The following is a 22,234-nucleotide window of genomic DNA, read 5'->3' as shown; positions in this document are numbered from 1 at the left end:
TCGTCGTAGCCCATCCTGATCCGGACCGGTTTGTGTTCGGCGTGGTCGATCGCATTCGCGATCAGATTGCGCAGAATCCGCTCAACCCGGCGCGGATCGACCTCAGCGATGACGTCTTCGTCCGGCATGTCGACGATCATCTGCACGCCGGCGTCTTCGGCCAGATGCCCGACGTTGCCCAGCGCGCTGTTGACGGTGGTCCGCAGATCCACTGCCTCAACCGACAATTCCGCCACGCCGGCGTCGTGGCGGGAGATTTCCAGCAGATCGCTGAGCAGCGACTCGAACCGATCCAGCTCGTTGACCATCAACTCGGTGGACCGCCGCAGCGCCGGGTCGAGGTCTTCGCTGTGGTCGTAGATCAGGTCAGCGGCCATCCGCACCGTGGTCAGCGGGGTGCGCAGCTCATGGCTGACGTCAGAAGTGAAGCGGCGCTGCAGGTTTCCGAACTCCTCGAGTTGAGCGATCTGGCGTGACAGGCTTTCGGCCATGTCGTTGAACGACACCGCCAGCCGGGCCATGTCGTCCTCGCCGCGGATCGGAATCCGCTCGGACAGATGCCCGTCGGCGAATCGCTCGGCCGTCCGCGCGGCCGCCCGGACCGGGACCACCACCTGACGGGTGACCATCCACGCGATCCCGGCCAGCAGCACCATCAGCACCAGGCCGCCGGTAGCCATGGTGCCGCGCACCAGCGCGATCGTGCTCTGCTCGTTGCCGAGCGGGAAGACGAGGTACAGCTCGAGGTTGTTCACCCGCGACGTCGTGGGGGTGCCGATCACCAGCGCCGGCCCCGAGAAACCCTCGGTGTGCACGGTGGCGTACTGGTAGGCCACCTGCCCGGCCTTGACGAAGTCGCGCAGCGAATCCGGTAGCTGGTCGACCGGACCGGCGGATGCCGCCGGACGAGGTCCCTGCCCGGGTACCACCAGGACCGCGTCGAAAGCACCGGCCAATCCCGCTCCGGAGGTGGGGTCGGTTTTCGACGTCAGCGTATTGCGCGCCAATTGCAGGCTGCTGTCCAGCGAGCGCGCCTCTTCGCCGCTGACGATCCCGCTGACCGTGCTACGGGCGCGCTCGATCTGCTCGGTGGCGGCCCGCAGTTTGACGTCGAGCACGCGGTTGGTGACCTGGCTGGTCAATACGAAGCCCAGCGCCAGAATCACGGTCAGCGACATGCCGAGGGTGAGCGCGAGAACTCGAAGTTGCAGGGAACGGCGCCACGCCACGCCGAGAGCGCGACTCAGTGCGCCAACGCCCCGCATGACCGGGCCGGAGCGGCCAGAACGACCCCGAAAACGTGGTCTCGAGCCCAAGCTCACCCGCGCCGCTCCTGCCTATTGCGGCGCTCACGGATCACGGAGGTCCGGCCTTGTAACCCACTCCTCGAACGGTCAGTACAACGGTCGGGTTCTCCGGGTCTTTTTCGACCTTGGCCCGCAGACGCTGGACATGCACGTTCACCAAACGGGTGTCCGCGGGATGACGGTAGCCCCACACCTGTTCGAGCAGCACATCACGAGTAAACACCTGACGCGGTTTTCGCGCCAACGCCACGAGCAGGTCGAACTCCAGCGGGGTCAGCGAGATCTGTTCGCCATTGCGGGTCACCTTGTGGGCGGGCACATCGATGTCGACGTCGGCGATCGACAGCATCTCGGCGGGCTCGTCGTCGTTGCGCCGCAACCGCGCCCGCACCCGGGCAACCAACTCCTTGGGCTTGAACGGCTTCATGATGTAGTCGTCGGCGCCCGACTCCAATCCGAGCACGACGTCGACGGTGTCGGTCTTGGCCGTCAGCATCACGATCGGAACCCCGGAGTCGGCGCGCAGCACCCGGCACACGTCGATGCCGTTCATGCCAGGCAGCATCAAGTCCAGCAACACCAGGTCGGGCCGCAATTCGCGCACGGCAGTCAGTGCCTGGGTGCCATCGCCGATGACGGCGGTGTCGAACCCTTCCCCCCGCAGCACAATGGTCAGCATCTCGGCCAGCGACGCGTCGTCGTCGACCACGAGAATCCTTTGCCTCATGGTGTCCATGGTGTCACCAGAACGCGACAAAACGGAGCTGCCACACGCATGTGTCGTGCACCTATTACCACAGCCGTCGCGCGACCGAGCGTCAACTAGGCCATTAACTGTGCCGCCAGGTCACCCGGATCGACCGTCTCGTCGACCACCAGCCAGGGTCCACCCCAGCTCGCTGCGGCGAGCTCGGCGTACACCGCACCGGTGCGCTGTTGCAGTCCGGCGTCGCGTTCGTAGGCGTCGCGCGCCCGGCCGGCGTCCACGCTGGCGCGGCGCCGAGCCCTCTGGTCTGCAAGTTCTGCTGATACACCGAGCAGCACCTGCCAATCCGGTGCTGGCAGGGTCAGCCGGCCGAATTCGATGTCGTGCACCCAGCCGACCGCTTCGCCGGTCGCCTGCTGGTGCAGGCGGGCAGCGCTGTAGGCGGCGTTGGAGGCCACGTAGCGGTCCAGAATCACCACGTCGTGCGATTGTCGCAGGGCTTGGATCTGCGCATGAGCACCGGCGCGGTCGAGGGCGAACAGCATCGCCATCGCATACACCGAGGTAGCCAGGTCGCCGTGTCGACCGCGCAACGCCTCGGCCGCCACATCAGCGGTCAGCGACTCCCCATATCGCGGAAACGCCAGCGTGGCCACGGATGTCCCGGCGGTCTCGAACGCCGAGCGCAGGCCGTCGGTGAGTGTCCGCTTGCCGGCGCCGTCGACTCCCTCGATAGCGATCAGCACGACGCGAGCCTAGTCGCGCCGTGCTGATCGTGGGTTTCGAAACTGCGGCGAGCCGCAGGCCGGGCGGTGAAACCGCGGCTGGCCGCAGTTTCGACACGCCCTCGGTAACTCAGTAGCGGTAGTGGTCGGGCTTGTACGGGCCGTCCACGTCGACGCCGATGTACTCGGCCTGCTCCTTGGTGAGCTTGGTCAGCTCGCCACCCAGTGCTTCGACGTGGATGCGGGCCACCTTCTCGTCGAGGTGCTTGGGCAGGCGGTAGACCTCGTTGTCGTATTCGTCGTTCTTGGTCCACAGCTCGATCTGCGCGATGACCTGGTTGGAGAAGCTGTTGCTCATCACGAACGACGGGTGGCCGGTGGCGTTACCCAGGTTCAGTAGCCGACCCTCGGACAGCAGGATGATCGAGCGGCCGGTGTCCGGGAACGTCCACAGGTCGACCTGCGGGCGGATGTTGGTCTTGATGGCGCCCGACTTCTCCAGCCGCGACACCTGGATCTCGTTGTCGAAGTGGCCGATGTTGCCCAGGATGGCCTTGTCCTTCATCGCCTTGATGTGCTCGAGGGTGATGATGTCCTTGTTGCCGGTGGTGGTGATGACGATGTCGGCCTCGCCGATCACGTCCTCCACCCGCTTGACGTCGTAGCCCTCCATCAGCGCCTGCAGGGCGTTGATCGGGTCGATCTCGGTGACGGTCACCCGCGCGCCCTGGCCGGCCAGCGAGTCCACCGAGCCCTTGCCGACGTCGCCGTAGCCACAGATCAGCACCTTCTTGCCACCGATCAGCACGTCGGTGCCGCGGTTGATGCCGTCGATCAGCGAGTGCCGGCAACCGTACTTGTTGTCGAACTTCGACTTGGTCACCGAGTCATTGACATTGATCGCCGGGAACGCCAACTCGCCGGCAGCGGCGAACTGGTAGAGCCGCAGCACGCCGGTGGTGGTCTCCTCCGAGACACCCTTGATCGACGCGGCGATCTTGGTCCACTTGTCTTTGTCGGTCTCGAAGCGCTTGCGCAGCAGGTCCAAAAACACCCGGTGCTCAGCGGAGTCGTCGTCCTCGTCGGGCGGGACCACACCGGCCTTCTCGTACTGCGCGCCACGCAACACCAGCATGGTGGCATCGCCACCGTCGTCGAGGATCATGTTGGCCGGGGCGGGGGCGCCATCTTTATCTGGCCACGTCAGGATCTGCTCGGCGGCCCACCAGTACTCTTCGAGGGTTTCGCCTTTCCACGCGAACACCGGCACACCCTTGGGGTTCTCCGGGGTACCGTGCGGGCCGACAACCACCGCGGCGGCGGCGTGGTCCTGGGTGGAGAAGATGTTGCAGCTGGCCCAGCGGACCTCTGCCCCCAGCGCGGTCAGGGTCTCGATCAGCACCGCGGTCTGCACCGTCATGTGCAGCGAGCCCGAGATGCGGGCGCCCTTGAGTGGCTGCACGTCGTGGTATTCGCGGCGCAGCGACATCAGACCCGGCATCTCCTGCTCGGAGAGCTCGATGTCGCGGCGGCCGTAGTCGGCCAGCGACAGGTCGGCCACCTTGAAGTCGATCCCGTTCACCACGTCGGCAGTCAGCTGCTGCTCGGTCGTCGTCATCTACTACTCATTCCTCTGGTCAACTAATTAGCTTGATTACATATTAATCGCAACGCATTCTCGGCCGCGATCTGAGGTCAGTTTCAAGGACAAGCCTATTCGCTGACTTCCCCGCCCTCGCCGCTGGTCCCACCCCGGACTCGCGACTCGAAGTCCTCGCGAAACTCACCGTAGCGCTCAGCCGCGGGCGTCATGAGTCGTGCCAGGTCAGCGGCCACGTCATGGTCGGCCTCCGGCGGCATCGACACGTAGCTCATCGCCAGCCGCACGATGGCACGCGCCATCATCCCGGAGTCTTCCGCGCTGGCGCGCAGCCAGCTGTGCATGAACGACGACGTCAATCGGGCCGAGCAGTGCGTGATGATCGGTCCGCTGTCGGTGGTGATGATCTGCAACAGATCTGGTTTGGCCGCCCCGGTGAGCAGCGAGATCACCAGCGGGTCGGCCGCCGAGTCGGCGAAGAACACCCGAAATCCCTGCAGAAAAGCGGCATAGACATCGCCGACGTTGGCGTAGATGGCGTCCTCGACGGCGTCTACCAGCCGGTCGGCCAGCCGCAGCGCGTAGCCCTGGGCCAGGCCCTGCCGTGAACCGAACTCGTTGTAGATGGTCTGGCGGCTGATACCGGCGGCACGGGCCACATCGGCCAGCGTGATCGCCGACCAGTCGCGGCTGCCCAGCAGTTCACGCATCGCGTCGAGCACCGAATCACGCAGCAGAACCCGCGACGCCTCGGCGTACGGCACCCTTCGCATAGGCGCGACCCTAACGGTTTCGACACCGCCCCTGCCCGTCGCTGTGCTCTGCATCATGGTCGGCGCGGCGGTCGGCAGCATCGAGTTGTACGACGTCACGAGCGGGCGACTTCCACCATCTCGAAGTCCGACTTCGCGGCGCCGCAGTCCGGGCAACTCCAGTCCTCGGGGATGTCGTCCCAACGGGTGCCCGGGGCGATGCCGTCTTCCGGCCAGCCCTTGGCCTCGTCGTACTCGAAACCGCACTGCACGCAGACGAACAGTCTGTAGTCGGTCATGGCGTTACTCCTGGGTTGGTTCGATGAATTTGGGATGGTTCGATCAATTCGAAGTCGGACTTTTCACGCACGGCGCAGTCCGGGCAACCCCAGTCCTCAGGGATGTCGTCCCAGCTGGTACCTGCCGGAAACCCTTCCCGCTCAGCGCCTTTAGTCTCGTCGTAGACATAACCGCAGCCGGGGCAGCGGTAGCCGGCCATCAGGCCGCCGCTCCATAGCGGGCCAGCATCTTCTTGCGCAGGCGCGGTTGGACGTTGACCCGGGTGATGTCACCGTCGTAGTGCTCCAGCACGCGGTGGTCCATCAACCGGCGCCACAGCGGCGGGAAGTACGTCAGCCCGATCAGCGCCGCGTAGCCACTCGGCAGGTTCGGCGCTCCATCCATGCTGCGCAAGGTCTGGTAGCGCCGCGTCGGGTTGGCGTGATGGTCGCTGTGCCGCTGCAAGTGGTAGAGGAACAGGTTGGTGACGATGTGGTCGGAATTCCAACTGTGCTCGGGCCTGCAGCGCTCGTACCGGCCGTTGTCTCCTCTGTGCCGCAGCAGACCGTAGTGCTCGAGATAGTTGACCGATTCGAGCAGGCTGAACCCAAAGATGGCCTGGATCAACAGGAACGGGATCAGCGCTGGGCCGAACACCGCGAGCAGTACGCCCCATAACACCACGGTCATCAGCCAGGCGTTGATGACGTCGTTGGACAGGTAGGTCTTGGGGTTCCACGGGTTGCCACCCTGTCGGCGAATCCGCTGGGCCTCCAGCCGCCAGCCCGATTTGGCACTGCCGAAGACGCTGCGCGGCAGGAACTCCCAGAACGTCTCACCGAAGCGGGCCGATGCGGGGTCTTCCGGAGTCGCCACCCGGACGTGGTGACCGCGGTTGTGCTCGATGTAGAAGTGGCCGTAGCCGGTCTGCGCCAAGGTGATCTTGGAGAGCCAGCGCTCCAGCGACTCCTTCTTGTGCCCCATCTCGTGGGCGGTATTGATGCCGACTCCGCCCAGTGCGCCGACCGACAACGCGAGGCCGATCTTGGCCGGCCAACTCAGCGGTCCGTCGTAGCCCAGCCAGCTCAGGTTCGACGCGGTGAACAGGTAGGCGCCGAGGATCAGGCTGATGAACTGGAACGGGATGAAGGCATAGGTGCAGTACCGGTAGTACTTGTCGTTCTCCAGCCACTCCATCACCTCGTCGGGCGGATTCTGGCCGTCGGCACCGAACCGCAAGTCGAGCGCCGGGAGCAGGACGTAGAGCAAGATCGGGCCGATCCAGAACAGCACCTGTGATGCGGTCTGCCAGCCGGCCTGATTCATCGCCCAGACGAACGGCAGGATCGTCAGCAGCAGCGTCGGGACGATCAATCCCATCAGCCACAGGTAGCGCTTCTTGTCCTGCCACACCCTCGCGTTCGGTAATGCCGCGGTCATATCGCCAACCTCCTTGTGAGCCATAACACCTTGAGATTGGACATTAGCTCGTCATTCGTCGCCTGTCTAGACAAACGGCTATATTTTGTAAAATCGATGGGCTCGGGTTTAGTGCGCGCCGAGGTTCCGGGTTCCGCCCACTGGTTGGCGGGGACCTTCACCGCGACCGCATCCGCTGCGGATGACGCCGGCACGCCGGCGATCAGCCACGTTCCCGCGCGTACCGAGTACGGTGACGACATGGGTGGGGAGCGCACTCGGGGGCACGCGGTCGTGATCGGCGCCAGCATCGGCGGATTGTGCGCAGCGCGGGTGCTGTCGCAGTTTTACGACCAGGTCACGGTCTACGAGCGCGACGAACTGCCGAGCACGCCCGACAATCGGACCGCGGTCCCGCAAGGCCGGCATGTTCACCTGCTGATGGCTCGCGGCGCGATGGAATTCGACGGATTGTTTCCCGGTCTGCTCGACGAGATGGTGGCTGCCGGCGTGCCTGTCCTGGAGAACCGGCCGGACTGCATCCACTTCGGCGCGGCGGGCCACGTGCTGGGCACCGGCCACACGCTGCGCGACGAGTTCACCGCCTACGTGCCGAGCCGCCCACAACTGGAATGGCAGATTCGGCAACGGGTTTACGCCATCCCCAACGTCACGATCGAGCACCGCTCGGTGGCTCAGCCGCGCTTCGATGTCGAAGCCCAGCGGGTTACCGGGGTGTGGCTCGACAGCGACGCCGGCGAGGCCGATGTCGTGGCAGCCGATCTGGTCGTCGACGCGGCCGGCCGCGGCACCCGGCTACCGGTCTGGCTGGAACAGTGGGGGTATCGCCGTCCGCCGGAAAAGACAGTCGACGTCGGCATCAAGTATGCCTCGCAACAACTACGGTTGCCGGTGGGCGCGATCCGGGAAAGGGTGGTCGTCGCCGGCGCGTCGCGCGAGCAACCCGCCGGCCTGGGCCTGCTCGGCTATGAAGACGGCACCTGGACCCTGACGACCTATGGGGTCGGGAAAGTCGAACCGCCGCATACCTTCGCCGAGATGCTGACGCTGGCCGCCACGATGCTGCCCTTGCGCATCGTCGACGCGCTGCGGCAGGCCGAACTGGTCGGCGAGGTGGCCTTGCATCGCTACCCCGCCAGTCGATGGCGCCGCTACCACGAGTTGGACCGATTCCCGGCCGGGATCCTGCCCCTCGGCGATGCGGTGGTCAGCTTCGACCCCACTTACGGCCAAGGCATGACGATGACGTCCATCCAAGCCGGGCATCTCCGTCGCGCCCTGGCCGAAGGCGGCGATCTGGCGCGCACGGTGAATCGCGCGACCGCCAAGACGACCTTCCCGGTGTGGATGATGACGGCGATCGGCGATCATGCGTTTCACCACGCTGCCGGCGACAAGCCGTGGTGGTTCGGCCCGGTGGGCAGTCTGTTCGATCAATTTCTCGGCGCGGCCGAGACGGATCCCGTTCTCGCCGAATGGTTTTTGCGACGGTTCTCGTTGCTGGACAGCCTCTACATGGTCCCGTCGGCGAAGCTGGTCGGTCGCACCATCCGGCACAATATGCGGCTGTGGCTGGCCGATCGGCGCGCCGCCCGAGAAGAGCGGGTGCCGGTCTAAAGGCCGACCGTAGCCCGGAAAATCTTGGTCGGCTCCTGAGCGACCAGCCGGATCGGACCGTCGTCGGCGGCCACCCACGCGGCTGCGCCACGGTTGAGCGTCAACGCCCCGGACTTTCCGTGCACCGTCGTCGCGCCCTCGATGCAGAGCAGGATCTGCGGTCCCTGAGCGGCGCCCTGACGCAACGGCGCGTCCACTTCGTGGCCGACCGCGTCGGCACCGAGCGTGAGCATTGACGCCGCGAATTCGGCGGCGGGCGTGTCGTAGAACGCGGCTAATCCATGCTGATGAGTGTCGACGCGCAACTGCGACTCGGTGGTCGGGGTGAAGTTCAGCACCCGCAACAGCTCCGGAACGTCGACGTGTTTGGGAGTCAGGCCACCGCGTAACACGTTGTCGGAGTTGGCCATAACCTCCAAGGCGACACCACTGAGATAGGCGTGCAGGTTTCCGGCGGCCAGATAGATCCCCTCGCCAGGACCCAGTGTTATCCGGTTCAGCAGCAACGCGGCCAGCACACCGGCATCACCGGGATAACGCTCCCCCAACTCCAGCACCGTCTTCGCCTCCGCGGCGAACCCCGTTGCACCCGAGCTCAAGTAATTGATCGCGCCGTCCAGCACCGCGCTCACCAGCACGTCGATGTCGGGCTGCGGCGCGGTGATCCACGTGGTGAACAGCGCGCGCAGCCCATCGGCGTCGGACTGGTCGTTCAGCAAGTCGATAGACGGGTCCAGATCCGACACCGCCAGGGCCCGTAACAGCTCGACGGTCTTGGCCACCGGACGGAATCCGGCCAGCGCCTCGAACTGATGCAGCGCCACCGCCAGCTCGGGCTTGTGACTGGCGTCGCGGTAGTTGCGTACCGGCGAGTTCACCGGGATACCGAGCCGTTCCTCGCGCCGAAAACCTTCGGCCGCCTGCTCGGCGCTTGGGTGTGCCTGCAGCGACAGCGGTTCGTCGGCCGCGAGCACTTTCACCAGGAACGGCAGCGAATCGCCGAACTCGGCGCGCGTCGCGGAGCCGAGTTGACCTTCAGGGTCGTCGTGCAGCGCCTGCAGCAACGAGATGTCGCCGCCGGGTGCTTCCAGCCAGGACGGGTCGCCGGAGTTAGCCCCCAACCAGAGTTCGGCTTCTGGGTGGGCAGCAGGCACCGGACGGCCAGTAAATTCCGCGATGGCGGTCCGCGACCCCCACGCGTATGTCCGTATCGCTCCGCGTAGCAACTGCACTTGCCATTACCTCGTCAACCAGTTATCCCCGTACCAGACGCAGATAAACCGCCGCCATCTCCAGCCGGACCGCCAAGATAGCCAGCTGCTGCTCGGCGCGTTGAGCTCCGGGCCGCGTGGAACCGCGATCCGGAAATTCCGGCACGTCCTCGGCGCCGACCAGGTCGACATCGTGCAGCCCGGCTACCCGAGAAGTCACCACAGCCCGCTCGGTGTCCAGCGTCAGCACCATCAACCGCAACCGATCCGCGATCGGGCCGTCGATTTCCTCGTCGTGAAACAGCGACTCGGTCGGATCGACGAAGGTAGGCCCCGGACCGGCCCGGAGTGCAATCAACGCCTCAGCCATGCCACTCGCGGCCGCCACCTCGTTCGCGACGCGAAGCAGCGTGCCCGACGCGTGCCGCGCCAGCGCCAGGGTGGCCGCACAGTCGCCGGCAAATACCACGCGGCGTTGCGCGACTCGCTCGACCAACGCCTTGGCCGGATTGGTGAAGAGTTCACGCCCGGCACTGTTGCGCAATGCTTCGGCGTCCAGTTCGTCAGCCATGGCGGCCAGGTCCATCCCCAGCCTGGGATCGATACCCGCCAAGACTGCCAGCCCGACGGCCAGGAAACGGCAGAGCCCGAACTCGGGGGCGACCGGCAACCGCGGCTCGATCACCGCGACGCGGCCCGCGCTGACCTCGCGCAGCGGCCCTTCGTAGGGAGCCGCCACCACCACGCGAGCGCCCCGGCGAACACCGCTCGCGGCGGCCCCGACCAGCCCCGGGTCGCCGGGATCGTCGCCGGCGACGATCAACACATCCAGCGGCCCGATCCACGGCGGGGCCTCGGCGGCGATCACTAACGGCGCCGGCGCCACGCTGGCGGCGGTCGCGGTCAGCATGGTGCCTGCGACCTCGGCGACTCCCCGGCCGGCAATCCAGATCACGGTCCGCGGCCGGTCGCTCCGGTCGCGCAGCGAGTCCAGTGCGCCCTCGTCGACAGCGGCGGCCACCGCCCGCACGTGCGCGCCCGCCATCGACGCCGCCCGCAGCAACCCCTCGCGATCGGCGCCGAGCAGGCCGTCGGTGTCGTCGAGGTCGATCAAGGACTTGGCCGCATTCATGTCACGGCCTCCGGCTCGACGTGCCGATCCGCCTGGCGCTGGATCTCCTGCGCGATCTCCTCGACGATCGTGGCGACGTCCTCGCCGCTGCGTCCTTCCACGTTCAACCGCAGCAGTGGCTCGGTGTTGGACGTGCGCAGGTTGAACCAGCTGCCTTCGCCGAGGTCGACCGTCACCCCGTCGAGGTGGTCGATCGAGTGGATCCGGCTGCCGAATGCCTTGAGCACCGCGGCGATGCAGGAAGCGGAGTCGGAGACGGTGAAGTTGATCTCGCCGGAAGACGCGTAACGGTGGTAGTCCGCGGTCAGGTCGGACAGCGGGCGCTCCTGGCCGCCGAGCGCGGCCAGGACGTGCAGCGCGGCCAGCATTCCCGAGTCGGCTCCCCAGAAATCGCGGAAGTAGTAGTGCGCGGAGTGCTCGCCGCCGAAGATCGCGCCGGTCTTGGCCATCAGCGCCTTGATGTAGGAGTGCCCGACGCGCGAGCGCACCGGTGTGCCGCCGCGTTCGATCACCAACTCGGGCACCGCGCGCGAGGTGATCAGGTTGTGAATCACCGACGCGCCGATCTCACGGCTCAACTCGCGGGCAGCCACCAGCGCGGTCACGGTCGACGGCGAGACCGGCAGGCCGCGCTCGTCGACGACGAAGCAGCGGTCGGCGTCGCCGTCGAAAGCCAGCCCGATATCGGCGTTGCTTTCGCGGACGAAAGCCTGCAGATCGGTGAGGTTCGCCGGGTCGAGCGGATTCGCCTCGTGGTTGGGAAACGAGCCGTCGAGTTCGAAGTACAGCGGTAGCAGCGTGAGCGACTCGATCGCGCCGAGCACCGCGGGCGCGGTATGGCCCGCCATCCCGTTGCCGGCGTCGACGGCGACCCGCAGCGGACGCAGACCGTCGGTGTTGACCAGCGACCGCAGAAACTCGCCGTACTCGGCCAACACGTCTTTGTCGGTGCAGGTGCCGCGCATCCCGGCGTGGCTCGGCACACCCGCGATCACCTGGTCACTGATGGCGCTCAGCCCGGTGTCCGCACCGACCGGTAAGGCTGCGGCCCGGCACATTTTGATGCCGTTGTAGGCGGCCGGATTGTGACTCGCGGTGAACATTGCGCCCGGGCAGTCGAGCAATCCCGAGGCGAAGTAGAGCTGATCGGTCGAGGCCAGGCCGATCCGCACCACGTCCAGGCCCTGAGCATTGACGCCCTCGCCGAAGGCGGTGGCCAGCGAGGGCGAACTGTCGCGCATGTCGTGGCCGATGGCGACCCGGCGAGCACCTTCGCTGCGCATCAGCCGGGCGAACGCCGCGCCCACGTCCTGCACGAACGACTCGTCGATTTCAGTGCCGACCAGACCCCGCACGTCGTACGCCTTGATCACACGGTGAACAGCCGCGGCGGGCCAAGACATCGAAAGGGCTCCTGACGACGGCAATCTGATGGGGTGCTGCCAAGCCTATCCCGGCATGCTGTGCGGTTGACTCGGCGTCTACGGCGCCGGTAACTCGAACTTCTCCGCCGTGGGCGCAGAGTCGATGCGGTTACTACTCCGCCGGATCGGGCAGCACCCGAAGATGACCGCGGCGGCGCCCATTGCCGGCCGGTCGCGCAGCGGTTGAGGTGAGCACGCCGGTGGCCGGCTTTTCGGACGCTGGAGCACCGAACTGCCCGGCGGGCTCGTGAAACCCGGTCAACGCACCACCACCGGCGGCCACGTCACGGCCCTCCCGGACAGCTTCGGCGAGCGCGATCAGGTCGTCTTCGTCGGGGTTGACGGCCAGTGGCCCGGCGTGCCGGACCAGCTCCCAGCCGCGCGGCGCGGTGATCCGGCCGGCATGGCTCACGCACAGGTCCCAGGAGTGTGGCTCGCTGGCGACGGCCAGCGGGCCGACGACGGCGGTGGAGTCGGAGTAGACGAACGTCAGCGTCGCGACCGCGTAATGCGGACACCCTGGTCGGCAGCAGCGACGCGGAACGTTCACGATCGAGAGGTTATCGCGCGAGAACGCTCGCACCCCGGCGGACACGCGCATTCATTCAGGCTGGGATGCCCAACCGTTACCATCGCCGGGTGAGCGATTCGCGCAGCTCCCCGCGCGGTCGGCGCTCGCCGGGCAAAAGAGTCCCGCGCCGCCGCCGCGACATGCGCGGCCCGCTGCTGCCGCCGACGGTTCCGGGTTGGCGCAGTCGCGCCGAGCGCTTCGACATGGCGGTGCTCGAGGCCTATGAACCGATCGAACGTCGCTGGCAGGAGCGGCTGTCCGGGCTCGACGTCGCCGTCGACGAGATCCCGCGGATTTCGGCGAAGGATCCTGACAATGTGCAGTGGCCCCCAGAGGTGGTCGCCGACGGGCCGATTGCGCTCGCCCGGCTGATCGGCGCCGGTGTCGATGTCCGCGGCAGCGCCACGCGGGCGCGAGTTGTGTTGTTTCGCAAGCCAATCGAACGACGCGCCAAAGACACAGTCGAGCTGGCCGAATTACTGCACGAGATCTTGGTGGCCCAGGTGGCCACCTACCTGGATGTCGAGCCGTCGGTAATAGACCCGACGATAGAAGACGAATAGCGGGCGACCGCGAGCGCAGCGCTGCACGCTCAGCGGGTCACCCGCTATTCGATAGCCCCGCTAAGTCAGATGATCCCGCGCTTGAGGCGACGACGCTCGCGCTCGGAAAGCCCACCCCAGATGCCGAAACGCTCGTCGTGAGCCAAAGCGTATTCAAGGCATTCGCTACGCACCTCGCAGCCAAGGCAGATCTTCTTGGCCTCGCGAGTGGAGCCACCTTTCTCGGGGAAAAACGCCTCTGGATCTGTTTGAGCACACAACGCACGGTCTTGCCACTGATCGGTTGCTTCCTCGGTGCCCTCGAATTCGTCTTCGATGGTGTCGGGAACCAAACTCAGATGGGGCCTTTGGGGTACCCCTATCAACGGTAGACCGGGAGCGGTGTGCGGTGTTCCTCCCATTAGCCCCCGAAGGTGTTCATAGGACATGCTCCGCCTCCTCACCTGGTTTCGTAGATCGCGAATGTCACCACTGTTCTGATGTCGGCCATCTGCGATTCGAACATTTGATCGAATCTCGGTCTGCGACACCGAATCCGGCCGGCCAACCGAAATGACACTGCTGTGATTACACACGGGTGAGAGTGGATTCGCAAGCGATTCGGCAGATTTACATATCATCTCGTGACCAATTTTTTGCCGCACTGAGGCCGATACGCGCGTGGCGTGTCGGTCACACCTGTCACACAAGGCAATCCGGCATCACTTCGGCCGTCCACCGCCTGACACACCGAGGGCCTGCGGCAGCGCCGCGCGTACTGTCGTGCGGTGTGAAGGTGACGGTTCTGGTCGGCGGTGTGGGCGGCGCCCGATTCCTACTCGGAGTCCAACAATTACTCGGTCTCGGCCAATTCGCGTCCAAATCTGCGCCTGCCGGTGACCACGAGTTGACGGCGGTCGTGAACATCGGCGACGACGCCTGGATGCACGGGGTGCGCATCTGCCCCGATCTGGACACGTGCATGTACACCCTCGGCGGCGGCGTCGACCCAGAGCGGGGCTGGGGGCATCGGGATGAAACCTGGCATGCCAAGGAGGAACTCGTCGCCTACGGCGTTGCGCCGGACTGGTTCCAACTCGGCGACCGTGACCTGGCCACCCATCTGGTACGCAGTCAGATGCTGCGGGCCGGTTACCCGCTGTCGCAGGTGACCGCCGCGTTGTGCGACCGCTGGCAGCCTGGCGCGCGACTGCTGCCCGCCAGCGACGACCGATGCGAAACACACGTCGTCGTGACCGATCCCGACGACGGGAACCGGCGGGCGATCCATTTCCAGGAGTGGTGGGTGCGCTACCGCGCGCAGCTACCGACGCACAGCTTTGCCTTCGTCGGCGCCGAAAAGGCCAACGCTGCAACCGAAGTCACCGATGCCATCGCCGACGCCGATGTCGTACTCGTCGCGCCCTCGAATCCGGTGGTCAGCGTCGGGGCGATCTTGGCAGTTCCCGGCATCCGGTCGGCCCTGCGGTCCACGGGCGCGCCCGTGGTCGGCTACTCCCCGATCATCGCCGGAAAGCCATTGCGCGGGATGGCCGATGAGTGCCTGAGCGTCATCGGGGTGGAATCCACCGCGGAAGCGGTCGGACGGTATCACGGTGCACGCGCCGGCACCGGCATCCTGGACTGCTGGCTGGTCCACGAGGGCGATCATGCCGACATCGACGGCATCGCAGTGCGATCGGTGCCCCTGCTGATGACCGATCCGCAGGCCACAGCCGAGATGGTCAGCGCCGGAATCGAACTCGCGGGCGTGGCTGCGTGAGCAAACCTGAAGAGCACGGCACCGGGTCGCCGATCGAAATTCTGCCCGTGCCCGGGCTCCCCGAGTTCCGGCCCGGCGACGACCTCGCCGCCGCCCTGGCCGCTGCGGCCCCCTGGCTGCGTGATGGCGACGTGTTAGTGGTGACCAGCAAGGTGTTGTCCAAGTGCGAGGGCCGCCTGGTGCCCGCGCCCGCAGCTCCCGAAGAGCGAGACACGTTGCGGCGCAGGCTCGTCGAGGCGGAATCGGTGCGCGTTCTGGCCCGCAAGGGCCGCACGCTGATCACCGAGAACGGCCTGGGCGTGGTGCAGGCCGCGTCCGGCGTGGACGGCTCCAACATCGGCACCGACGAATTGGCTTTGCTGCCCACCGACCCCGACGGCAGCGCCGCGTCGCTGCGAGCCAACCTGCGCGAAAGCTTAGGCGTCACAGTGGGCGTCGTCATCACCGACACGATGGGCCGGGCCTGGCGTAACGGTCAGACCGATGCCGCGGTCGGCGCGGCCGGCGTCGCGGTGCTGCACGGCTACGCCGGCGCGGTCGACCGGCACGGCAACGAATTGATGGTCACCGAGGTCGCGGTCGCCGACGAGATCGCCGCTGCCGCCGACCTGGTCAAGGGCAAACTGACCGCAATCCCGGTCGCCGTGGTGCGCGGACTTTCCGCGCGTATCGTTGCCGAAACCGGCGCTACAGCACGCCATCTCGTGCGCTCCGGCACCGATGACCTGTTCTGGCTGGGCACTGCCGAAGCCCTCGAGCTGGGCCGCAGTCAAGCCCAGCTGATGCGCCGGTCGGTGCGGCAGTTCGGCGCCGAGCCGGTGCCGTCCCAGCTCGTCGAAGACGCGATCGCCGAAGCCCTGACCGCGCCCGCGCCGCATCACACCCGCCCGGTCCGCTTCGTATGGCTGCAGACAAGGACCACCCGCGACCGTCTGCTCGAGCGGATGCGGGACAAGTGGCGAGCCGACCTGACCGGTGATGGCAAGCCCGCCGACGCGGTCGAACGCCGGATCGCGCGCGGTCAGATCCTCTACGACGCACCAGAAGTCGTGATCCCGTTTCTGGTGCCCGACGGTATGCACAGCTATCCCGACGCCGCCCGGACCGACGCCGAGCACACCATGTTCACCGTCGCGGTCGGCGCCGCAGTGCAAGCGCTGCTGGTGGCGTTGGCGGTGCGCGGCGTGGGCAGCTGCTGGATCGGCTCGACGATCTTCGCCGCAGACCTGGTTCGCGCCGAGCTGGAACTTCCCGACGACTGGGAACCGTTGGGCGCCATCGCCATCGGGTACCCGACCGAGCCCATCGAGGCGCGCGACCTGGTGCCGGTCACCGATCTGCTGGTGCGTAAGTGAGCCTGCGAGCGTCGGCAGTCGCGCTGCTGAGCGACTGGCAGCCACCCGACCATTCACAGGATTCGTTGCGCAACGCGGTGCTGGCGTTCCTGCACGCCCGCGCGGACGCCTGTCGGCGGGAATGCATCCCGGGGCACGTCACCGCATCGGCGTTGGTGCTCGACGACACCGGTGAGCGGGTCTTGCTGACGTTGCATCCGCGACTGGGCCGGTGGGTGCAGTTAGGCGGGCACTGCGAGGATTCCGACGCCGACATCCTCGGCGCGGCACTGCGCGAGGCCACCGAGGAATCAGGCGTCGACGGCTTGCGGATCTCCCCCGACCTGGCGGCGATCAACGTGCACGCGCTGACCTGTTCGCTGGGCGTGCCGACCCGCCACCTCGATCTGCAGTTCCTGGCCCACGCGCCGGCGGGTGCCCGGATCGCGGTAAGCGAGGAGTCGGTCGACCTCCGATGGTGGCCGATCGACCGGTTGCCGGACGGCACCGACGAAGCGTTGGCCTACCTGGTCCGGCGGGCCGTTCGAGCGTGAAGCCGACAACCTAGACGTCGCTGGAGTATCGGATTCCGCCGTCGGGAATGCTGACGCCGGGCCACACCCGCGCACCGCGCAACAACTCGCAGCGCGCGCCGATGTCGGCGCCGTCGCCGATCACACCGTCGCGGATCAGCGCCCGCGGGCCGATCCGGGCGCCGAACCCGATGATCGAGCGTTCGATCACGCTGCCCGCTTCGATGCGCACGCCGTCGAAGATGACTGCGCCGTCCAGCCTTGCGCCGGGCCCGATTTCGGCGCCGCGACCGACCACCGTGCCGCCGATGAGCAGCGCCCCGGGCGAGACCGCGGCGCCGTCGTGCACCAGGTATTCGCCGCGGTGCCCGCCCAGTGCCGGCGACGGCGCGATGCCGCGCACCAGATCGGCCGATCCGCGCACGAAGTCCTCCGGGGTGCCCATGTCGCGCCAGTAGCTACTGTCGACGTAGCCGTACACCTTGACGCCGTCGGACAGCAGCGCGGGGAACACCTCGCGTTCGACCGATACCTCGCGCCCGCGTGGGATGCGGTCGATGGTCTCGCGGGAGAACACGTAGCAGCCGGCGTTGATCTGGTCGGTCGGCGGATCTTCGGTCTTTTCCAAAAATGCCGTGACACGGCCGTTCTCGGTCGGCACACAGCCGAAGGCCCGGGGGTCGCTGACCCGGACCAGATGCAGCGTCAGGTCGGCTCGCTGCTGGCGGTGGTAATCCAGGAGTTGACCGAGGTCGGCGCCGGAGAGCACGTCGCCGTTGAATACCAGCGCCGTGTCGTGGCGCAGCCGGCTTGCAACGTTGGCGATACCGCCGCCGGTGCCCAGCGGCGTCTGCTCGGTCACGTATTCGAGCTGCAGGCCCAGTTTGGATCCGTCCCCGAACTCCGCCTCGAAGACCGTCGGCTTGTAGGACGTCCCGAGGATCACGTGTTCGATCCCGGCCGCCGCGATCCGCGAGAGCAGGTGAGTCAGAAACGGCAGTCCGGCCGTCGGCAGCATCGGCTTGGGCGCCGACAACGTCAACGGCCTCAGCCGGGTGCCCTTGCCGCCGACCAGGACTATCGCGTCAACGTTTGCACTCATCAACGCCGCTCCTCTCCTGGAGAATTACGCGCCATCAGGCGTGACCGCATCCCCAATCCGGCCCTGAAGCCCCAGCGCAGCGGCGCGCGCAAGAGTCCAGAATGCCGGTCGGCGAGGTAGATGTAGGTGCTTTGGTGATGCGCGGCCAGATTGCGCGACGATTCGCGGGCGGTCGCGTGCCCCTTGTGATGCAGCACCTCCGCCGTCGGCACGTAGACATTGAGCCAACCGGCCCGGCCCAGCCGGTCACCCAGGTCGACGTCCTCCATGTACATGAAGTAGCGCTCTTCGAAACCGCCGATCTGTTCGAAAGCCGCGCGGCGCACCAGCAGGCATGACCCGGACAGCCAGCCGACCGACCGCTCACTGGGCTCTAACCGCTCCTGACGATAGGCCGCCGTCCACGGGTTGTTCTTCCACAGCGGACCGAGGACCGCGTGCATACCACCGCGGACCAGGCTCGGCAGTTCGCGAGCGGAGGGATACACCGACCCGTCCGGGTCGCGGATCAGCGGACCGAGAGTCGCCGCGCGGGGCCAGCGTGTCGCGGCGTCCAACAGTGCGTCGATGCTGCCCGGACCCCACTGCACGTCGGGGTTGGCCACGATGATCCACTCGTCGACGTCGCCCAACTCCGCGACCGCACGGTTTACGGCGCTGCCGTAGCCGAGATTGGATCCCGTGCAGAACAGCCGTACGCCCGGGTAGCGCTCGACGGCGGCCTGCGGCGTGCCGTCGGTGGAGCCGTTGTCGGCCATCAGGACACTGACGGGACGCTCGGTCGCATGCGAGAGCGAGGCCAAGAACCGATCCAGGTGTACGCCCGGCGAATAGGTCACCGTGACCACGGGCAGGACGTCACTCACCCGTCGAGGGTAACGGTCGAGGCGGCGGGGGTCCCTCAGCAGGGAACAGCGAGCGCCTCGGCGAGCGCCTCGCGCCATGGCCGCAGCGGCGACAGTCCAGCCTCCCTCGACTGCCGACCCGATAGCGCCGAGTACGACGGCCGCGCGGCCGGACGCGGGTTGTGATCGCTGCCCACCGGCCGCACCCGCTCCGGGTCGGCACCGAGGAGCTCGAACACCGCCCGGGTCTGCCCATAGCGGGTGACCTCGCCCGCGTTGGCGGCGTGCACGATGCCGTTCGGGGCGTGCACACGCCCATCGGCCACCTCGAGCAGGGCGCCGACCAAGTCGCCGGTGTAGGTGGGTGAGCCGGTCTGGTCGTCCACCATGTCCACAACTTGGTCGCCGGCGGCCAGCCTGCGCATGGCCGCGACGAAGTCCTTGCCGTTGCCGCCGGTGTAGACCCAGGCGGTGCGGACCACGACGGCCCCCGGCAGCGCCGCCAGCACCGCCAGCTCGCCGGACAGCTTGGTCTGCCCGTAGACGCTCAACGGCCGGGTGTCATCGCTCGGCTCGTACGGCTGAGATGCCGAGCCGTCGAACACGTAGTCAGTGGAGATGTGCACCAGTTGCGCCCCGACCCGAGCGCAGGCCTGCGCGATGTGGCCCGGTCCGGCGGCATTGATCGCGTACGCGCGGTCGCGCTCACGCTCCGCGTCGTCGACGGCGGTGTAGGCCGCGCAGTTGATCACCACGTCGCCGGCCTGCACGATCTCGCCTGCCCGTCGCGGATCGGCGATGTCCCACTGCGACGACGTCAGCGCCAGCACGTCGCGTCCCTGCCGGGTCGCCTCGGCCGCCAGGAAGCTGCCGACCTGTCCGCCTGCCCCGGCGATCACAATTCGCTTAGTCATTAGTCACGAGTCTGGCACGCCGAACCGGCGCTACCGGCATTACCGCCGTTACGCAAGTAATCTGTTGTGATGCCTGAGCAACGGGTGACTCGTGTGATTGCAGCGGTAACCGCCACTTTGGTTGTTCTCGTGACGGGAGCGGCGTGGGGCAAGGTCCGCTCCTTCGAAGACGGGATCTACCACGTCTTCGCCCCGTCGCTGGGTCACGGTGGCGACGATGGTGCGCTCGACATCCTGCTGGTCGGCATGGACAGCCGCGCCGACGCACACGGCAACCCGCTGAGCCCACAGGAACTGGCCTCACTGCGGGCCGGCGACGAAGTGGCCAGCAACACCGACACGATCATCCTGGTGCGCATTCCCGACAACGGGAAGTCCGCGACTGCGATCTCGATCCCCCGCGACACCTACGTGTCCGCGCCCGGACTGGGCAAGACCAAGATCAATGGCGTCTACGGCCAGACCAAAGAAGAGAAGCGGGTCAGCCTGGTCGAGTCCGGCGCCGCACCCGCCGAGGCCGAGCGCGAGGGCACCGAGGCCGGCCGCGAGGCGCTGATCAAGACGGTCGCCGACCTCACCGGAGTCACCGTCGACCACTATGCCGAGATCGGACTGCTGGGTTTCTCGCTGATCACCGACGCCCTCGGTGGAGTCAATGTCTGCCTCAAAGAGCCTGTTTACGAACCACTTTCAGGTGCGGATTTTCCAGCCGGCCCACAGAAGCTGAACGGACCGCAAGCACTGAGCTTCGTCCGGCAGCGTCACGAACTTCCCCGTGGTGACCTCGACCGCGTCGTGCGTCAGCAGGTGGTGATGTCGTCGCTGGCCCACCAGGTGATCTCGGGCAAAACGCTGTCCAGCCCGGCCACGGTGAACCGCCTGCAGGCTGCCATCCAGCGCTCGGTGGTGCTGTCATCCGGTTGGGACATCATGGATTTCGTCAACCAGTTGCAGAAGCTCGCCGCCGGCCGGGTCGCCTTCGCCACCATCCCGGTGCTCGACGAATCCGGTTGGAGCGATGACGGCATGCACAGTGTGGTGCGGGTCGATCCGCACCAGGTTCAGACCTGGGTCGCCGGTCTGCTGGAAGGTCAGGCCAAGGGCAAGACCGAGGAGCTCACCTATGCGCCGGACAAGACCAGCGCCAGCGTCCTCAACGACACCGACATCAACGGCCTCGCCTCTTCCGTATCACAAGTGCTGAGCGCCAAGGGATTCGGCTCCGGCAAGGTCGGCAACAACGATTCAGCACACGTGAAGGTCAGCCAGGTGCAGGCCGCCAAGGCCGACGACGTCGGCGCCCAGGCCGTCGCCAGAGAGCTCGGCGGGCTGCCCGTCGTCGCCAACTCCTCGGTGCCGCAGGGTTCGGTCCGGGTGGTGCTCAGCAGCGACTACACCGGCCCCGGCTCGGGTCTCAGCGACGGCGGCCCCAAGCTGGCGGCGGCCTCACACCCCGACACCTCTGACGCTCCCCCGCCGTCGCCGATCCTGACCGCAGGCTCCGATCACCCGGCGTGCGTCAACTGATCTCGTGCCGACGAACTGATCTACTGGTGCGATGACGGTCAGCGCGGCGATTCTGAATCCTCTGCTGCACGCCGACCCGGTCGGCCCGCGGATCACCTACTACGACGACGCGACCGGCGAGCGCATCGAACTGTCGGCGGTCACGCTGGCCAACTGGGCCGCCAAGACCGCCAACCTGCTGCGCGACGAGTTGGGCGCCGGCCCTTCGAGTCGGGTGGCGGTGCTGCTGCCGGCGCATTGGCAGACCGCGGCGGTGCTGTTCGGGGTGTGGTGGATTGGCGCGGAGGTAGTGCTTGGCAGCCGGAACGCCGATATCGCGTTGTGCACGGCCGACCGGTTGGACGAGGCCTCTGACGCTGCCGGCGTTGGCGAGGTGGCGGTCTTGTCCTTGGACGCCTTCGGCCGCCCCGCGCCGGATCTGCCCGTCGGCGTCACCGACTATGCGACCGCGGTGCGAGTGCACGGCGATCAGATCGTCGGCGAGCGGCAGCCCGGCCCGGCGCTGGCCGGCAGGTCTGTCGAGCAGGTGCTGGATGCTTGCCAAAAGGCCGCGGCCACCAAGGGTTTGACGTCGGCTGACCGGGTGCTTTCGACCGCGCCGTGGGACACCCCCGACGACGTGATCGAGGGCCTGCTGAGCGTGTTGTCGATCGGTGGGTCGCTGGTCTACGTCGCCAATCCTGACCCGGCCGCGCTGGCCCGCAAGACCGAGACCGAGAAGGTCACCCGCGGCCGATAATCACTCCATCGCCGGCCGCCGCCAGATAGGAGCAGTGCACTTTCTGCCCGCCTTCGAGCGAATTCGATCAGCTGAGGCACAAATTCGCTCGAAGGCGGGCACATCGGTGCCCGGCCCGCTCGAGGTAGTCATACGGCACCCGGGACTCCAC

General features: G+C 67.0%; 23 protein-coding genes. 7 read left to right on the top strand and 16 right to left on the bottom strand.

Going from position 1 to position 22,234, the window contains the following annotated elements; all coding sequences use genetic code 11:
* From mtrB to AC2VOG_RS02830, 8 genes are all read right to left on the bottom strand, one after another.
* Positions 1-1,322 (bottom strand): MtrAB system histidine kinase MtrB (mtrB, locus tag AC2VOG_RS02865; protein WP_486938404.1); only part of this gene is annotated, 1,322 nt, incomplete at its 3' end.
* 34 nt (positions 1,323-1,356) lie between these two features.
* A complete protein-coding gene (mtrA, locus tag AC2VOG_RS02860) occupies positions 1,357-2,043 on the bottom strand; it encodes a two-component system response regulator MtrA (protein WP_015354856.1) in 687 nt (228 codons plus the stop codon).
* Between the two features lie 86 nt (positions 2,044-2,129).
* Complete coding sequence (locus tag AC2VOG_RS02855; RefSeq protein ID WP_486938403.1) at positions 2,130-2,759, bottom strand: dTMP kinase; 630 nt, start codon at positions 2,757-2,759, stop codon at positions 2,130-2,132.
* Between the two features lie 109 nt (positions 2,760-2,868).
* Positions 2,869-4,356 carry an adenosylhomocysteinase gene (gene ahcY / locus AC2VOG_RS02850; RefSeq protein ID WP_486938402.1) on the bottom strand — a complete coding sequence of 496 codons (1,488 nt, stop codon included), beginning with the start codon at positions 4,354-4,356 and terminating at the stop codon, positions 2,869-2,871.
* Positions 4,357-4,451: 95 nt separating this feature from the next.
* Entirely contained in the window at positions 4,452-5,165 is a 714-nt protein-coding gene (locus tag AC2VOG_RS02845; protein WP_486938409.1) for a TetR/AcrR family transcriptional regulator, read from the bottom strand.
* A gap of 41 nt (positions 5,166-5,206) precedes the next feature.
* The gene (locus AC2VOG_RS02840) at positions 5,207-5,389 is read right to left on the bottom strand and encodes a rubredoxin (RefSeq protein WP_486938401.1); all 183 of its coding nucleotides are present in this window, start codon (positions 5,387-5,389) and stop codon (positions 5,207-5,209) included.
* The gene (locus AC2VOG_RS02835; protein ID WP_486938400.1) at positions 5,386-5,589 is read right to left on the bottom strand and encodes a rubredoxin; all 204 of its coding nucleotides are present in this window, start codon (positions 5,587-5,589) and stop codon (positions 5,386-5,388) included. The genes AC2VOG_RS02840 and AC2VOG_RS02835 overlap by 4 nt, the downstream gene beginning before the upstream one ends.
* Positions 5,589-6,809, bottom strand: coding sequence for an alkane 1-monooxygenase (locus AC2VOG_RS02830; protein ID WP_486938399.1), 1,221 nt, complete (start codon positions 6,807-6,809; stop codon positions 5,589-5,591). Before AC2VOG_RS02830 ends, AC2VOG_RS02835 begins: the two co-directional genes overlap by 1 nt.
* 240 nt (positions 6,810-7,049) lie before the next feature.
* Here AC2VOG_RS02830 and AC2VOG_RS02825 point away from each other — a divergent pair, with 240 nt between their 5' ends.
* The gene (locus tag AC2VOG_RS02825; protein WP_486938408.1) at positions 7,050-8,426 is read left to right on the top strand and encodes an FAD-dependent oxidoreductase; all 1,377 of its coding nucleotides are present in this window, start codon (positions 7,050-7,052) and stop codon (positions 8,424-8,426) included.
* Here AC2VOG_RS02825 and manA read toward each other — a convergent pair.
* The 4 genes from manA to AC2VOG_RS02805 all read right to left on the bottom strand — a co-directional run bounded on the left by manA (position 8,423) and on the right by AC2VOG_RS02805 (position 12,743).
* Positions 8,423-9,658 carry a mannose-6-phosphate isomerase, class I gene (manA, locus tag AC2VOG_RS02820; RefSeq protein ID WP_486938398.1) on the bottom strand — a complete coding sequence of 412 codons (1,236 nt, stop codon included), beginning with the start codon at positions 9,656-9,658 and terminating at the stop codon, positions 8,423-8,425. The genes AC2VOG_RS02825 and manA overlap by 4 nt on opposite strands.
* Positions 9,659-9,680: 22 nt before the next feature.
* Positions 9,681-10,769 carry a TobH protein gene (locus tag AC2VOG_RS02815; RefSeq protein ID WP_486938397.1) on the bottom strand — a complete coding sequence of 363 codons (1,089 nt, stop codon included), beginning with the start codon at positions 10,767-10,769 and terminating at the stop codon, positions 9,681-9,683.
* The gene (locus AC2VOG_RS02810) at positions 10,766-12,172 is read right to left on the bottom strand and encodes a phosphomannomutase/phosphoglucomutase (protein WP_486938396.1); all 1,407 of its coding nucleotides are present in this window, start codon (positions 12,170-12,172) and stop codon (positions 10,766-10,768) included. The genes AC2VOG_RS02815 and AC2VOG_RS02810 overlap by 4 nt, the downstream gene beginning before the upstream one ends.
* 133 nt (positions 12,173-12,305) lie before the next feature.
* Positions 12,306-12,743: a DUF3499 domain-containing protein gene (locus tag AC2VOG_RS02805; protein WP_486938395.1), complete on the bottom strand. Its 438-nt coding sequence runs from the start codon at positions 12,741-12,743 to the stop codon at positions 12,306-12,308.
* A gap of 161 nt (positions 12,744-12,904) precedes the next feature.
* Between AC2VOG_RS02805 and AC2VOG_RS02800 the strand changes: the two genes are divergently transcribed.
* Complete coding sequence (locus AC2VOG_RS02800; protein WP_486938407.1) at positions 12,905-13,327, top strand: metallopeptidase family protein; 423 nt, start codon at positions 12,905-12,907, stop codon at positions 13,325-13,327.
* 65 nt (positions 13,328-13,392) lie between these two features.
* Here the strand turns inward: AC2VOG_RS02800 and AC2VOG_RS02795 are convergent, their stop codons facing one another.
* On the bottom strand, positions 13,393-13,728 hold the full coding sequence (locus AC2VOG_RS02795) for a WhiB family transcriptional regulator (RefSeq protein ID WP_486938406.1): 336 nt from the start codon (positions 13,726-13,728) through the stop codon (positions 13,393-13,395).
* A gap of 368 nt (positions 13,729-14,096) precedes the next feature.
* Between AC2VOG_RS02795 and cofD the strand changes: the two genes are divergently transcribed.
* Genes cofD through AC2VOG_RS02780 form a run of 3 tightly spaced genes read left to right on the top strand, consistent with a single transcriptional unit; the run spans position 14,097 to position 16,977 of the window.
* A complete protein-coding gene (gene cofD / locus AC2VOG_RS02790) occupies positions 14,097-15,089 on the top strand; it encodes a 2-phospho-L-lactate transferase (RefSeq protein WP_486938394.1) in 993 nt (330 codons plus the stop codon).
* A complete protein-coding gene (locus AC2VOG_RS02785) occupies positions 15,086-16,444 on the top strand; it encodes a coenzyme F420-0:L-glutamate ligase (RefSeq protein WP_486938393.1) in 1,359 nt (452 codons plus the stop codon). Before cofD ends, AC2VOG_RS02785 begins: the two co-directional genes overlap by 4 nt.
* Complete coding sequence (locus AC2VOG_RS02780) at positions 16,441-16,977, top strand: NUDIX hydrolase (protein WP_486938392.1); 537 nt, start codon at positions 16,441-16,443, stop codon at positions 16,975-16,977. The genes AC2VOG_RS02785 and AC2VOG_RS02780 overlap by 4 nt, the downstream gene beginning before the upstream one ends.
* A 10-nt stretch (positions 16,978-16,987) precedes the next feature.
* Here AC2VOG_RS02780 and manB read toward each other — a convergent pair whose 3' ends face one another.
* The 3 genes from manB to rfbD are packed head-to-tail and all read right to left on the bottom strand — an operon-like array spanning position 16,988 to position 19,817.
* Positions 16,988-18,058, bottom strand: a complete 1,071-nt coding sequence (gene manB / locus AC2VOG_RS02775; protein ID WP_486938391.1) for a mannose-1-phosphate guanylyltransferase — start codon at positions 18,056-18,058, stop codon at positions 16,988-16,990.
* Positions 18,058-18,906, bottom strand: a complete 849-nt coding sequence (locus tag AC2VOG_RS02770) for a glycosyltransferase family 2 protein (protein ID WP_486938405.1) — start codon at positions 18,904-18,906, stop codon at positions 18,058-18,060. The genes manB and AC2VOG_RS02770 overlap by 1 nt, the downstream gene beginning before the upstream one ends.
* Positions 18,907-18,959: 53 nt before the next feature.
* Positions 18,960-19,817: a dTDP-4-dehydrorhamnose reductase gene (gene rfbD, locus AC2VOG_RS02765; protein WP_486938390.1), complete on the bottom strand. Its 858-nt coding sequence runs from the start codon at positions 19,815-19,817 to the stop codon at positions 18,960-18,962.
* Positions 19,818-19,883: 66 nt separating this feature from the next.
* On the opposite strand from rfbD, the gene AC2VOG_RS02760 reads away from it, so the two are divergent.
* Positions 19,884-21,344 (top strand): LCP family protein, encoded by a 1,461-nt coding sequence (locus AC2VOG_RS02760; RefSeq protein ID WP_486938389.1) that lies wholly within the window; start codon positions 19,884-19,886, stop codon positions 21,342-21,344.
* Positions 21,345-21,375: 31 nt separating this feature from the next.
* On the top strand, positions 21,376-22,083 hold the full coding sequence (locus AC2VOG_RS02755) for a TIGR03089 family protein (RefSeq protein ID WP_486938388.1): 708 nt from the start codon (positions 21,376-21,378) through the stop codon (positions 22,081-22,083).
* The last annotated feature ends 151 nt before the right edge of the window (positions 22,084-22,234 follow it).

It is taken from the genome of Mycobacterium sp. TH-M11, assembly GCF_057473725.1.
Note: the sequence above shows the minus strand (reverse complement) of the source record. Positions and strands in the feature narration are given on the sequence as shown.